12 protein-coding genes are annotated in these 13,625 nt (G+C 75.0%); 3 read left to right on the forward strand and 9 right to left on the reverse strand.

Annotation, left to right across the window (positions count from 1 at the left end; translation table 11 throughout):
* Nucleotides 1-90 precede the first annotated feature (90 nt).
* The 4 genes from AB0L34_RS28985 to AB0L34_RS29000 form a co-directional block, all read right to left on the reverse strand.
* Nucleotides 91-1,350, reverse strand: a complete 1,260-nt coding sequence (locus AB0L34_RS28985; RefSeq protein ID WP_357464288.1) for an AarF/UbiB family protein — start codon at nt 1,348-1,350, stop codon at nt 91-93.
* 146 nt (nt 1,351-1,496) lie between these two features.
* On the reverse strand, nt 1,497-2,132 hold the full coding sequence (locus AB0L34_RS28990; RefSeq protein WP_357464249.1) for a hypothetical protein: 636 nt from the start codon (nt 2,130-2,132) through the stop codon (nt 1,497-1,499).
* A complete protein-coding gene (locus AB0L34_RS28995; RefSeq protein ID WP_357464251.1) occupies nt 2,129-3,022 on the reverse strand; it encodes a methyltransferase domain-containing protein in 894 nt (297 codons plus the stop codon). The genes AB0L34_RS28990 and AB0L34_RS28995 overlap by 4 nt, the downstream gene beginning before the upstream one ends.
* 75 nt (nt 3,023-3,097) lie before the next feature.
* On the reverse strand, nt 3,098-4,963 hold the full coding sequence (locus tag AB0L34_RS29000; protein ID WP_363708259.1) for a BTAD domain-containing putative transcriptional regulator: 1,866 nt from the start codon (nt 4,961-4,963) through the stop codon (nt 3,098-3,100).
* A 287-nt stretch (nt 4,964-5,250) separates the two neighbouring features.
* Between AB0L34_RS29000 and AB0L34_RS29005 the strand changes: the two genes are divergently transcribed.
* Nucleotides 5,251-6,033: an NAD(P)-binding domain-containing protein gene (locus tag AB0L34_RS29005; protein ID WP_363708261.1), complete on the forward strand. Its 783-nt coding sequence runs from the start codon at nt 5,251-5,253 to the stop codon at nt 6,031-6,033.
* On the opposite strand, the gene AB0L34_RS29010 is transcribed toward AB0L34_RS29005, so the two are convergent.
* A complete protein-coding gene (locus tag AB0L34_RS29010) occupies nt 5,961-6,674 on the reverse strand; it encodes a helix-turn-helix domain-containing protein (RefSeq protein ID WP_357464257.1) in 714 nt (237 codons plus the stop codon). The genes AB0L34_RS29005 and AB0L34_RS29010 overlap by 73 nt on opposite strands.
* A 156-nt stretch (nt 6,675-6,830) precedes the next feature.
* On the opposite strand from AB0L34_RS29010, the gene add reads away from it, so the two are divergent.
* The gene (gene add, locus AB0L34_RS29015; protein ID WP_363708263.1) at nt 6,831-7,895 is read left to right on the forward strand and encodes an adenosine deaminase; all 1,065 of its coding nucleotides are present in this window, start codon (nt 6,831-6,833) and stop codon (nt 7,893-7,895) included.
* A 10-nt stretch (nt 7,896-7,905) separates the two neighbouring features.
* On the opposite strand, the gene AB0L34_RS29020 is transcribed toward add, so the two are convergent.
* The 4 genes from AB0L34_RS29020 to rfbD form a co-directional block, all read right to left on the reverse strand.
* A complete protein-coding gene (locus AB0L34_RS29020) occupies nt 7,906-8,820 on the reverse strand; it encodes a homocysteine S-methyltransferase family protein (protein WP_363708265.1) in 915 nt (304 codons plus the stop codon).
* Between the two features lie 174 nt (nt 8,821-8,994).
* Entirely contained in the window at nt 8,995-10,164 is a 1,170-nt protein-coding gene (locus AB0L34_RS29025; RefSeq protein WP_363708267.1) for an aminotransferase class V-fold PLP-dependent enzyme, read from the reverse strand.
* Between the two features lie 642 nt (nt 10,165-10,806).
* Nucleotides 10,807-11,835, reverse strand: a complete 1,029-nt coding sequence (gene rfbB, locus AB0L34_RS29030; protein WP_363708269.1) for a dTDP-glucose 4,6-dehydratase — start codon at nt 11,833-11,835, stop codon at nt 10,807-10,809.
* Nucleotides 11,832-12,749 carry a dTDP-4-dehydrorhamnose reductase gene (gene rfbD, locus AB0L34_RS29035; RefSeq protein WP_363708271.1) on the reverse strand — a complete coding sequence of 306 codons (918 nt, stop codon included), beginning with the start codon at nt 12,747-12,749 and terminating at the stop codon, nt 11,832-11,834. Before rfbD ends, rfbB begins: the two co-directional genes overlap by 4 nt.
* Before the next feature lie 167 nt (nt 12,750-12,916).
* On the opposite strand from rfbD, the gene AB0L34_RS29040 reads away from it, so the two are divergent.
* Nucleotides 12,917-13,492 carry a dTDP-4-dehydrorhamnose 3,5-epimerase family protein gene (locus AB0L34_RS29040; RefSeq protein WP_363708273.1) on the forward strand — a complete coding sequence of 192 codons (576 nt, stop codon included), beginning with the start codon at nt 12,917-12,919 and terminating at the stop codon, nt 13,490-13,492.
* Nucleotides 13,493-13,625: the final 133 nt, after the last annotated feature.

Consider the following 13,625-nt stretch of genomic DNA (forward strand, 5'->3'; position numbering starts at 1 on the left):
ACGCCGGACCGGCCGAGGCTGCCTCGACAGGTGGGCGGTCGGGTGACGTGGGCCCTGTCGAGCTGCCCGGTCCGTGGGGGCCGCCCGTCGTCAGCGGATGCCGAACAGCGCCCGGTTGAGCACCGGCTTCGCGGTCTCCTGGAAGTCGATGTCGGGGTCGAGCGACCGCACCGTGCCCTCCACGACGAGCAGCGACAGCAGCGGGAAGACCAGCTCCGGCGACGCGGCCACCCCGTACCGGCGTTGCAGGTCGAACAGCTCGCCGGCGAAGGCGATCAGGCTGAACTCCTTGGCCGACAGGCGGTAGCTGCGGGCCACCAGGTCCTTCACGCCCTCGGTGAAGGCCGGCACGTCCGCGTCGTCGGCGACGCCGATCGCGCTTTCCAGCACGATCGCGGCGCAGCGGTCGCCACGCCCGATCGACATGTTGAGGAAGAAGTCCGCGAAGAGGCCGCGCATCTTGTCCGACAGTTGGACGCTGAAGCCCGCGTCCAGCACCACCACCTGCCCGCTGCGGGTGAAGTAGAGGTTGCCGGGATGCAGGTCGCAGTGGACGAAGCCGTTGATGAACAGCATCTGGTAGACCACGGTCAGCGTCGACGCCGCGAACGTCCGGCGCATCGCGCGGGGGCACCGGGCGCCGGTGTCGACGGCCAGGTCGGGGATGAAGTCCATCACGATGGCTGCCGGCCGGCTCGCCGCGGCGTGCACCCGGGGCACGCGTACCCGCGGGACCCCGCCCAGGTCCTCCCGCAGCCGGTCGAGGTCGCGTCCCTCGCGGCCGAGGTCGAGCTGGCCCAGCACCGACTCGCAGAGGCTGTCCACCACCTCGCGGACCGGCACACCGCGGAACATCGGCAGCCGGGCCACCACCGAGGCGCCCCGGCGCAGCAGGCCGAGGTCGGCGGCCATCCGGGGACCGATCCCGGGCCGGCGCAGCTTCACCGCGACGGTGGCCCCGTCCGGCAGCGTCGCCCGGTAGACACAGGCGATGCTGCCGCTGGCCACCGGCGTCTCCTCGACCGAGGCGAAGACGGTGTCCAGCCGGTCGCCGTACACCTCGCGCAGCGCGGCCCGGCTCTGCGCGGCGTCCATCGGGGGCACGTCGTCCTGCAACATGGACAGCTCGTCGCAGAGCAGCGCCGGCACGACGTCACGGCGGGTGCCCAGCACCTGCGCGGCCTTGATGAACGTCGGGCCGAGCCGGGCGACCGTCCGCGCGACCTCCCGGGCGAAGCGGCGGCGGCCGGCCGGGCGGCCGTGCCGGAGCGCCGTGCCGGCGGCTGCGGCGAGCCCCGCCGCGAGTGACGCGGTCGCCACCGAACCGATGACGACCGCGCGTGCGCCCAACCCCGCCCCACCGGGTGCGAGCGGTGGACGGCGCGATCCGGTGGGTGAGGCGCCGCGCAGGGCCGCCGAACCGAGGGGGGAGAGGCCGAAGATGAACTTGGACGGAACCATCGTGCGCCTTTCTGCCGAGGGGTCAGCAGGCCGGGTCAGGCGGTCGTCGCGGACAGCCCCGGCACGTCCAGCGCCCGCAGGCGCAGGTTGGCGGCGTCGCCGTACCACAGGCGCAGACCGTCCCAGGTCAGGCTGGTGGGCCGGCCGTCGACGTGGATCTGCAGCACGTTCCGCCCGGCGCGCAGGTCGAAGACGGTGATCGCCTCGCCGAGCCGGTCGGTGTGGGCGACGTACCGGTCGGTCACCGTCACCCCGGTGACGCCGAGCGGGGCGGGCACGGTGGCCAGGAGTCGCAGGTCCGAGGCGTGCCGGAGCTCCAGCGCGTCGGACCAGCCGAGCCAGATGCCGTCCTTGCCCGCCTCCATCCCGCAGATCGGCACGCCCGGCCGTGGGCTCGGCACGTCCCGCAGGATGTCGCCGGTCTGCGTGTCGCAGAGCCGCAGCGCCCCGTCGGTGGCGTAGAGCAGGTGCCCGCCGAGCGAGGTGAGCCCGGCCACCAGGCCCGGGCAGGACAGCGTGTGCCCGGGGGCGCCGGTGCGCGGGTCGAGGCAGGTGGCCTGCCCGCGGCCCTGGTCGGCGTACCAGAGTGCGTGGCCGGACCAGGTGAGGCCGGCGAGCTGGTCGGCGTCGATGGAGAGGTCGTGCACCGATGCCGCGGTGTAGATGATCATCGCTTGTCCGCCCGGTCGAGGTGACAGTCGAGGCGCCACCGGGTCACGTCCCGAGCGGCGGGACCCTCCGGACGTCGGGGGCGCACGTGCACGGTGTCGCCCGCGGCGACCCGCGTGTGCCGGAGCGGCCAGACGAAGACCGCCCAGTTGCAGCCGAGGTAGGAGGGCATGTTGGACAGTTCGATGCCCGGCGCCAGCGTGGCGGTGAAGTATCCGAGGACGGCGTGCAGCGTGCCGTCCCGCTCCAGCGGCAGGGCCAGCGGCCGGGCGGCGCGCAGGCCGGTGTCGCCGCGGCCGGTGTCCACCAGCACGGCCGGCTCGCCGAGCAGGACCGGCTCGCGGCTGAGGAAGTGCAGGTGCGCCGACGGCTCGACCAGCTCCTGGACCACGTCCAGCCGCATGCCGAGGAAGTCGTCGCTCCAGATCCCCCAGCCCTCGTCGTCGAACTGCACGGCGGCGAGCCGGGTGACCACCCGCTCGGGCACGACGACGCCGCCGGGCCGCAGGTTGCGGCGGTTGAACGTGCGCAGGATGCGGGCCATGTCCTCCTCGGGCCCGAGGTTGCCCATCAGCTCGCAGACGGTCACGTCGACCTGGCGCGGCAGCCGGGCGAGGCGCGCGTCCCCGACGACCAGGGTCACCCGGTCGTCCCAGTCGTTGGCCTTGATGATCCGGTCGGCGACGGCGGCGACCTGGGGATCGGCCTCGACGGCGTACACGTGGGCGGCGCCGTGCCGCAGGGCCAGCGCGGTGAGCGCCAGGGTGCCGGCGCCGACGTCGGCCACCACCGTGTCCTCGTCGACCGCCGCGGCCAGCGCCCGGTCGTACGCCTCGACGCGGCGTCGGTCACCGAGCATCGCCTGGTGCATGAGCAGGTGGCGCTGGTCCATGTGCGATCTCCCGCCCGTCGACCGGCCTGATCTACTGGAGAATCATATAGCAGAAATTGACGCTTGTCCCCTGCCTCAGCGACCCGTGTGGCAGCCGCAGGTGCAGCCGACGGAGGGGGGTTCGCCGTCCACGCCGTGCTCGTGCAGGAGCTGCCGGGCCAGGGCGTGCACCGTGCCCAGCATCCGGTAACGCCGGCCCGACGAGCTGTGCCGGACCTCCAGGACCGACTTGTCCACCAGCCGCTCCAGCAGCATCTGCACCGTACGCGGCTCGCCGGCGATCGCCTTGTCGGCGACGGCCGCCGCCTCCAGGCAGAACGCGGCCGGCATCGCGCCGAGCGCGGTGAAGCAGCGTTGCTCGGCCGGGTCCAGCAGCTCGATGCTGCGGTGCACCGCGGCGTGCAGGGAGCGGTGGTGACTGGGCACGCCGCGGCGGGGCGGCTGGATCCGGTGCAGCGGGTCGTCTAGCCCGTCGACCAGCGTCTCCAGGCGCTGCGTCCGCAGGCAGGCCGCGGCGAGCTCGATGGCCAGCGGCAGCCCGTCGAGGGCCCGGCACACCGACGCCACCGCCTCGACGTTGGACTCGGTGAGCCGGAAGCCCGGCCGCACCTGCGCCGCCCGCCGGGCGAACAGCTGCAGGGCGGGCTGCGCGGCCAGGCGGCCGGGCTCCGCGTCCACGCCCAGCGGTCGGACCGGGTACACCGCCTCGTAGGGCAGCCCGAGCAGCTCCCGCGAGGTCAGCAGGATGGTGATCTGCGGGCAGTTCCGCAGCACGTCGTCCGCCAGGTCGGCGGCCTCGTCGGTGACCAGCTCGGCGTTGTCGAGCACGAGCAGCAGCTTCCGGTCGTGCAGCCGGTGCACCAGCGGTTCGCAGCGGCCGGCGCCCCGGGCCGGTGGCTCGTCGACGGCGACCTCGACCGCCCGGGTCAGGTCGGGGCCGGTGCGGACGTTCGCCAGGTCGGCCACCGCCACGCCGTCGGCGAACCGCTCCCGCAGCTCCTCCGCCGCCGCCAGGCCGAGCGCCGTCTTGCCGACGCCGGCCGCCCCGGTCAGGCTCACCAGGCGGTACTCGCGCAGCAGGTCGCCGACCGCCGAGAGGTCCGCCGCCCGCCCGATCAGCTCGTCCACCACCGGTGCCGGCCCCCGCCACGGTGGTTGGTGGACGCCGGGCCGGGCGTCCAGCACCTCCCGGTACGCCGCCGTGAGCTCGGGGCCCGGGTCCACGCCCAGGTCGAGCTTGAGTCTCGTGCGCACGTCGGCGTACCGCTCGATGGCCCACGCGCGCTGGCCGATGTGGGTGAGCGCCTGGAGCACCCGGGCCTGCACCCGCTCGTTGAGCGGCTCCGCCTGGGCCAGCCGCTCGGCCAGCGGCAGGACCGCGTCCGGCCGGCGCAGCTCGAGGCCGAGCGCGACGTAGTCGAGCGCGGCGGCCAGGAACTCCTGCCGCAGCGGGCCGATGTCGTCCTGCTCGGCCAGCAGCGCGGACAGGTCGCCGATCTGGGGATCCTGCCACTGGTCGACGCTCTCGCCGTACCGGGCGAACGCGCTCTCCAACTCGCCGCTGTCCCGCAGCGCCGACGCCCGCCGGACGCCGGCGCGGAACACCTGCAGGTCGAGCTGGTCGTCGGCGACGGTCAGCCGGTACCCGCCGGGCACCGACACGATGACGTTGGTCCGCTGCCGTCGAGGCGTGTCGGGCTCGACCGCGTGGCGCAACCGCGCGACGTAGGTGTGGACCAGGTTGGCGGCCCTCGTCGGTGGCTGTCCCGCCCAGAGTGCGGCGATCAGGTCGTCCAGCGGCACATGTCGTCCGGCCCGCAGGGCCAGCAGGGCGAGGACCGCCCGCTGCTTCGGGGGGCCGAGGTCGACCTCCCTGCCGCGAATCGTCGCTCGGACGGGACCGAGGATCTGAATTCGGAGTTCGATCTCGGTCCGGTTCACACGTCCCCCAGCTGTCGTGGCGCTGTGCTCAGTGCTCCTCCACTTTAAGTGAAGAACTTCCATACTTAAAGAGGTGGCGCTGTCGCACTGGGTAGCCGACCCGGCGTCGTCCCGGCGTCAAGTGGCCGTCAAGAAGGGTGCCGGAAACTTGGCTGCGGCAACCGGCGGCACCCGATCGAATCGTGTCCGGCCCAGGCCGGGCAGCTCTCGACCACGACCCGGAGCGGAGAGATGCGGACGATCGCACCCCACGGTTCGTACCCCCACCTCGCGACGCGGCCCCGCCCATGATCGTCGGCATCATCGGGCGCGGTCGGATGGGATCGGCCCTGGCCAGGGCGCTTGCGGCGCACGGGGGGCCGGTGCTGATCGCCGGTCGCGGCGACCCGGTGCTACCGCCCGACCCCTTCGCCCCGTACCCCGGAATCCGGTCCGTCCCGACGGGCGCCGTCGTCGCCGGGGCCGACCTGGTCGTCCTGATGCTGCCGTTCGCCGCCGCCGTGGAGCTGGCCCTGGCCGGCCGGCTCGACGACGGACGAGGGCGTACGGTCATCGATGCGACGAACCCGCCGCGGGCTGGTGTCACCCCGCCCGCTCCCGCGGAATCCGGGGGACGGTTGCTAGCGGAACTGTTACCGCAGTGGCGCGTCGTCAAGGCGCTCAACACCGTGCCGGCCGGCATGCTCGACGAGCCCGTCCTCGACGGGCGCCCGGTCACCGTGCCCCTGGCCGGCGACCACCCGCCGGCCAAGGCGGAGGTGAGCGCGTTGCTGCGCCGGCTCGGGTTCGCCCCGGTGGACGTCGGTGGCATCGACCGTGCGCCGGCGCTGGAGTCGCTGGCGGACCTGTTGATGGCGATCAGCAGCCGGCACGCCCTCCGGGGCCGGCTCGGTTTCCAGGTCGCCCTCGCGGAGCCGCGGGCCGCGGTGGACGGTGGGCTGTCCGGGCCCGCGCACGTCGAGCTGAGCCGCCGCGCGCCGGCCGGCGGCGGCGAGCGTCAGCGCCGGCCGGCGCCCGCCGCGGAGAGCGCCCGCTCGCCGGCCGGTCGGCCGCCGAGGCCGAGCAGGTAGAGGCAGCGAGGGAGTGCCGCCGGCGGACCGGTGACGGAGACCGCCCCGCTGACCACGGCCTCGACCGGCTCGATCGCGCCGCTGCCGAGGTCGAAGAAGGTCCGGGCGTCGGTGGCGACCCGCAGCGTGGCGTCCGCGCCGGCCGTCCCCTGCACCGTGCGGGCCGCGCCGTCGGCGACGCGGACGTGGAACACCTCGCCCTCGATGTCGAACTCGTAGACCTCGTCGGCGAGGGCGCGGGCCGGGTCGACCATGGACTCGATGGCCAGCACGGCCCAGGAGGCCCGGGTGACCGAGGCGCCCGTGCGGACGGGCTGCTCGGCGAGCAGCGTCAGCCCGAACCGGGCCAGCACCAGGACCGGCTCCCGCAGCTTCTCGCCCAGCTCGGTGAGCGCGTAGCCCGCTGTGCGCCGTTCGGCGTCCAGCGGCTCGATGATGCCGGCCTCGGTCAGGAAGGCCAGCCGGTCGGCGAGCAGGTTGGTGCCGATGCCCGGCAGGGCGTCCAGCAGGTCGCGGTAGCGGCGAGGCCGGACCAGTAGCTCGCGGATGATGAGCAGCGTCCAGCGTTCACCCACCACGTCCAGTGCGAAGGCCAGCCCGCATTGCTGGCCGTACGTCCGACGGTCCCGTTGCTCTTTCACGGCGCTCCTCGATGCCGCAGCGCGGACTCGGCCGCGCTTCTTTACTTAGACATAGTACATGACCGCCTCTTCCAGATTGCCCTCCTGCCTGCGGAAATTCCCGCGACGCCGGTACGCCCCATATTGTCCATCCGCGACCTGCCTAGAATCGGCCCGGTGACGACCGCCGTACCGGCCGGGCAGGACCTCACCGACGTCCTTGCCCGCCTGCCCAAGGTCGAGCTGCACGTGCACCTCGAAGGGTCGGTGCGGCCCGGCACCCTGCTCCGGATCGCCCGCCGGCACGGCCTCGACCTCGGTCGGCTCGACGAGGCGGCGGTGGTGGAGCTCTTCCGCTTCCGCGACTTCCGCCACTTCACAGATCTGTACGAACAGTGTTGCGCGGCGTTACGCGACCCGGCCGACCTCGAGCTGATCACCGAGGAGCTCGCCGACGAGGCGCACCGGCAGAACGTCCGCCACCTGGAGGTGACGTTCAGCCCCGGCACGCACCGGCGGGGGGCGGGCATCCCGTTCGACGAGCAGCTCGACGCCGTGGCCCGGGGCGCCGAGCAGGCCCGCCGCCGTACCGGCGTCACGATGCGCTTCGTCGTCGACCACGTCCGGGGCGGGCCGCCGGAGGAGTGCCAGCAGGTCGCCGAGTGGGCGGTGGCCGGCGCCGGCCGGGGGGTGGTGGCGCTCGGCCTCGGCGGTTTCGAGCCGCGGCGCCCGGCGTCGCTGTTCGGGGAGGCGGTCCGGTGGGCGGCGGCGCGGGGGATGCCGTTCGTGCCGCACGCGGGCGAGGCGGTGGGGCCCGAGGGCGTCTGGGACTGCCTGCCGTTCCGCCCGCCGCGCATCGGGCACGGCATCCGGGCGGTCGAGGACCCGCGGCTGGTGGCGGCGCTGCGGGACCGGGGCGTGGTCCTCGAGGTCTGCCCCACCAGCAACCTGCGTACGGGCGTGGTCTCCGAGCCGGGGGCGCACCCGCTGCGCCGGTTGTGGGACGCCGGGGTGCGGCTCACCCTCAACACCGACGATCCCAGCATGTTCCACACCGACCTGCTCGCCGAGCACCGCCTCGCCGTCGAGTGGCACGGTTTCACCGTGGCCGAACTCGCCGCCATGACGCTGATCGGGGTCGACGCCGCGCTGCTGCCCGCGGCGGAGCGCGCGGCGCTGCGCGAGCGGGTGACGGCCGAGCTGGCGGAGCTGGGCGTGACCGCCGCCGGCCTGCCCGCCTGAGCCCGTACGGTCAGCCGGGGCGCGGCGCCAGGCGGGACCGCAGCGCGGCGATGTGCGCCGGGGTGGTGCCGCAGCAACCGCCGACGACGCCCAGCCCGACCGGGCGCCAGGCCGCCCAGAGGTCGGCGAAGGCGTCGGGCGTCAGGCGGGGCGGGAGATAACGGTCCACCGGGGTGGCCGGCGGCACCCCGCTGCGGTCCTCCACGTTCGGGTACGCGCCGAGCAGGCCCGGCCCCGCGGCGCGGATCCGTCGCAACGCCCGGTCGGTGCCCGCCGGGTCGGTGCAGTTGACCAGGACCGCCGCCGCGCCGGCCGCCCGTACCGCGTCGGCCGCCACGGCGACGTCCTCACCGGACAGCAGGCGGGCGTCGCCGGTGCAGACGAAGCTCACCCAGGCCGGCAGGCCGTGCTCGCGTACCGCCCGGGTGGCGGCGACCGCCTCCCGGACGGTGTTCATGGTCTCGACCAGCGCCAGGTCGACGTCGGCGCGGGCGAGTTGGTCGGCCAGCCAGCCGTGCTCCCGCCGCAGCACCGCGGCGCCGGGCACCAGGTCCGGCCGGTAGCAGTCCTCGACCGGAGCGACGGAGGCGGCGACGAGCACCCGCCGACCGGCCACCGCCGGGTCGGCCGCCCGGCGGGCCAGCGCCACGGCGGTACGGACCAGGCCGGCGGCCGTGGCCTCGTCCGTCCCGGCCCGGTACGCCGTCCGCAGGGTGGTGCGGAACGTGTCGGCGGTGAGCACGTCCGCTCCCGCCGCCACGTACGCGCCGTGGATGCGGGAGACGAGGCGCCGGCCGTCGGCGTCCAGCAGGCAGCGCGCCGTCCACCACGGGGCGGACACGGACCGGCCGTGCCGTTGCAACTCGGTGCCCAGCCCGCCGTCGAGGACCAGCGGCCCGGATGTCGACGCCCCCGGTACGTCCACCGGCGCCTCCCCGCCCCTGCCGGCCCCGCTCGTCGTGGCCGGCCGCCCGATCGTGGCACGGTCGGTGCGGCCGGCACGACGTCCGCGCGCCGCCAGAGGGGAACTCCGCAAGCTGTGAGACAGGCGCGGCCGGGGCCCCGCCGGCCACGCCGGTGCCGCACCCCGCCGGCGGGGTCAGGCCCGGGGGGAGGCGATCGCCGCGACGCCCCCGAGCAGCGCCCGCACGTCGTCCCGCGTCGTGTAGCGTGCCACCCCCGCGCGCAGGGACTCGGGCGCGTCGGGCGACACGGCCCGCAGCGCCCGCTCCGCGCCGAAGGTGCCGTGCCCCACGGTGATCCCCTCGGCGGCGAGGATCGCCGCCACCTCGGCGGCGGACCGGCCGACGACCTGGAAGGACACGATCGGGATCGGGGACCTGCCGTCCGGACGGCCGAGGACGCGCACCCCGTCGATCATCCGCAGGCCGCGGGCCAGCAGGTTGGCGAGGCGTTCGCCGTGCCGGAACACGGCCGAGCGGTCCCAACGGAGCAGCACCTCGGCCGCCACCCCCGCGGCGAGGACCGCCTCGATGTCCGGCCCGCGCGCCGCCCCCGGCCGGTCCGTGGTCCGGGCGACCACCGACCGGGGCCGCCCGTCGCGGTTCCACAGCACCCCGCACCGGGGGCCGTACCACTTGTCGGCGGAGGTGACGAAGGCGTCGCAGCCCCACGCGGCGACGTCCACGAACCGGTGCGCCGGCGCCTGCACCCCGTCCACGAAGATCCGCGCGCCGGTGGACCGCGCGGCCGCACAGATCGCCGGGATGTCCGGCGTGCTGCCGAGGACGTTGGAGCCGGCGGTGACCGCGACCCACCGGGTACGCGGGCTGAGCTGCTCGGTGACCGCGTCGACGGTCAGCTCTCCGCTCGGCGACAGGCCCGCCATCCGGACGACGGCACCCTGCCGCCGGGCGGACTCGCGCCACGGGTCCACGTTCGCGGCGTGGTCGAGAGCCGTGCACATCACCTCGTCGCCGGGGCGGAGCGCGGGCGCCACGGACCGGACGAACCCCTCGGTCAGGCTCGTCATGTCGGCGCCGAACGACACGATGCCGCCCGGTGCGCCGATCAGCGTACGGAAACGGCCGGCCGCCCAGTCGAGCACGGTGCGGGGCCGTGGGTGCGCGACGTCCGCGCCGGCCCACGCGGGATAACGGGTCATCACGTCGCGGACCGCGTGGTGCACCAGGGTGCCGGCGGGAGCGTCGAACCGCGCGGCACCCGGACGCAGGTCGGGGAACTGCTCCGTGACGGGCCGTGTCACCAGGGCGGTGAGGGGGAGCGCATCCAGCTCGCCGAAGGTCATCTCATCGAGGGGGATCAGATCGCGGCGGTCGTACGGGCGCGCGCGGTGGTGCCGGTCGGCAAGGGGGAACCAGGCAGAGCACGGTCCCGACAGGGCACCGGCACGGTGTCTCCTCGATGGGCGCATGTGGACATCGCGTTCGTCGCAGCTGCGTGCTATCCCAGAGTCGTACTGACGGGCCGCGGGGGGACGGCTCCTCTCAGTTCGGCGAAAAGTATCACATCCGGCGCGTACGGGCGAGCCCGTGACGACGGTGAGTGAGTTTCGCCCGTGGTCATGGCCGACCACCCTGCTCGTACCCGGCGCGATCCCGCACGGCTACGGCATGAGCCCGGGCCCACCCGGTCCGACGTCGGTCGCCGCCGGGTCGGCGTCCGCGTCGGCACCGTGGGGGTCGCCCCACCACCGCCAGAAGTCCGCGCCGGTGGCCGGCGCCCGCCCGGCGGGTGCGCGACGCCGCGGACCCGTCCGCCCGTCCGGATCGGTTCCGGTCCACCAGGACAGATGCCGCGGGTCGACCTCGGGCGCCTCGGGACTCCCGTCGGCTCCGGCGGCCCGGGTGCCCTCCGGCGGGGCTCCCCCGTGACAGGCGACGGACACCATCGCGGACCTCCCGTCCGGTGTCGATCGAGGACAGTCAGGCTAACCCGCCGTCGGTCCCGGGCGGTCTCCCAGCTTGCGCAACACCGGACGGCGCCGGAGGGGCTCCCACCAGGCGCGGTTCGCGCGGTACCAGGCGACCGTCTCGCCGAGCCCGCCGTCGAGGTTCTTGCGCGGGGTGTACCCGAGCTCGCATCTGATCTTGCTCCAGTCGACCGCGTAGCGCCGGTCGTGCCCCTTGCGGTCCTCGACGTAGCAAATCCGGTCAGGATCGGCGCCGCAGGCCGCCAGCAGGCGATCGGCCATCTCCCGGTTGGTCAACTGGGTGCCACCGCCGACGTTGTAGACCTCCCCGGCCCGGCCCCGCGTCCGCACCAGCTCCAGCGCCCGGACGTGGTCGTCGACGTGCAGCCAGTCGCGCACGTGCAGCCCGTCGCCGTAGAGCGGGACGTCCCCGCCGTCGAGCAGGTTCGTGATCGCCAGCGGCACCAGCTTCTCCGGGTGCTGGTGCGGGCCGTAGTTGTTGGCGCAGCGCGTCACCCGCACGTCGAGCCCGTGCGTGCGGACGAAGGCCAGGGCGAGCAGGTCGCTGGCGGCCTTCGCGGCGGCGTACGGCGAACTCGGCAGGACCGGGTCCGTCTCCGGCCACGTGCCGTGCTCGATCGACCCGTACACCTCGTCGGTGGAGACGTGCACGAAGACCGCGCGGTCGCCGTGCCGTCGCCGGACCGCGTCCAGCAGCGTGTAGGTGCCGAGCGTGTTGGTGCGGACGAAGTCACCGCCGTCGGCGATGGACCGGTCCACGTGGGACTCGGCGGCGAAGTGCACGACCTGGTCGTGCTCCGCCACCAGCCGGTCCACCAGGTGGCTGTCGCAGATGTCGCCGCGGACGAAACGGTAGGCCGGGTGGCCGGCGACGGGGCGCAGGTTGGCGAGGTTGCCCGCGTACGTCAGCTTGTCCAGCACCGTGATCCGGACGCCGCCCGGTCCCGCCGGCCGCAGCAGGGTGCGGACGTAGTGCGACCCGATGAATCCCGCGCCGCCGGTGACGAGGATCCTCGTCGCGTTCATGCCGACCTCCGTCGCGTGCGCTCCCCGCCGGCCGGCTCGGCCCGGCTCCGCTCCTCGGCCACGGCCGCCTCGATCATCCGTCGCCACGGCGGCAGCGGGCCGAGGCCGGCCCGCGCCCACCCGTCGTGCCCGAGGACGGAGATCCGTGGCCGCCGGGCGGGCCGGGCGGCGAGCGTCCCGCTGCCGGCCGGGCGCACGCGGTCCGGGTCGAGCCCGTGCAGCGCGAAGACCGTCCGGGCGAAGCCGTACCAGGTGGTCCGGCCGGCCGCCGTGCCGTGGTAGATGCCGGCCGGCGCCCGCCCGGCGGCGGCCAGCCCGGCCAGCGTGACCAGCCGGTCGGCGAGCGCGCGCGCCCAGGTGGGCTGGCCGTGCTGGTCGTCCACGACGTCCACGAACTCCGTCTCGGCGGCCCGGCGCAGCACCGCGCGGACGAAGTTGGGGCCGTGGCGGCCGTACAGCCAGCCGGTGCGGACCACGTAGCCCCCGGCGGGCAGCAGGCCGCGCACGGCCCGCTCGCCGGCGAGCTTGCTGCGGCCGTACGCGTTCAGCGGGGCCGGCGCAGCGTCCTCCGGCCACGGCACGGTGGTCTCGCCGGAGAAGACGTAGTCGCTGGACAGGTGGATCAGGAGCGCCCCGCTGCGCGCGCACGCCCGGGCCAGGTTGGCCGGGCCGGCGCCGTTCACCGCGGTCGCGCCGGCCTCGTCCGACTCGGCCCCGTCGACGTCGGTCCAGGCGGCGGCGTTGACGACGACGTCGTGGCCGGGCACCGCGTGCCGGACCGCGGCGGCGTCGGTGATGTCGAGCATGGCCCGGTCGAGGGTGGTGTGCCGGCCGCCGGCGAGGACCTCGCCCAACTCGCGGCCCAGCAACCCGCCCGCGCCGGTCACGAGCAGTCGTGGCGTCGGCGCGTTCATCGCCGGCTCCGGTGCGTCATCGCCACGCCCGCGTCGTCGGCCTCGTAGTCCACAATGGATCGAGGGGTGTCCCGGCGTGCGGGTGGACGCCGCGTCGGTTTTCCGATTCGCTGGCTCGACGGCCGGTCGTGACCGGCCCGCGAGTTCCGCGACGGGTGAGGAGGACAGTGGTGGACATCCGGGCGTTGACGATCGAGGGTTCGTGGCTGGTCACCCCGGAGCAGCACCACGACGACCGGGGCCTGTTCCTGGAGTGGTACCAGGCGGGCCGCTTCACCGAGGCGGTCGGACGACCGTTCAGCGTGGCGCAGTCCAACGTCTCCGTCTCGGGACGGGGGGTGATCCGCGGCATCCATCTGGTGGACGTGCCACCCGGCCAGGACAAGTACATCACCTGCGTCTCCGGGGCGGTGCTCGATGTCGTGGTGGACCTGCGGGTGGGCTCGCCGACCTTCGGCCGGTGGGAGGGGGTGCGCCTGGACGACGTCGACCGCCGCGCCGTCCACCTCGACGCCGGGCTCGGCCACGCGTTCTGCGCGCTGACCGAGCCGGCCACCGTCGTGTACCTCTGCTCGTCGCCGTACGACCCGGCGGCCGAACGCACCGTCAACCCCCTCGACGCGGAGCTCGGGATCGCCTGGCCGGAGGGGCCGCGTCGGCTGTCGCCCCGCGACGCCACCGCCCAGACCGTGGCGCAGGCGCTGGCCGCCGGCGTGCTGCCGGCCTACGTGCCGCGCGGGTAGCGCGACGCCGCGCCGGCCGGGCGTCACCCGCCGCACCTGGGCGCGCCGGCGGCCGGGTGCGACGCGCCGGTCGCCGGCCCGGGGCGGGGTCGGGCCGGCGCGGGGACACCGTCGACGGTGCCGCCGGCCGGGG

Origin of the sequence: Micromonospora sp. NPDC052213 (assembly GCF_040679695.1) — a bacterium.
GTDB lineage: Bacteria > Actinomycetota > Actinomycetes > Mycobacteriales > Micromonosporaceae > Micromonospora.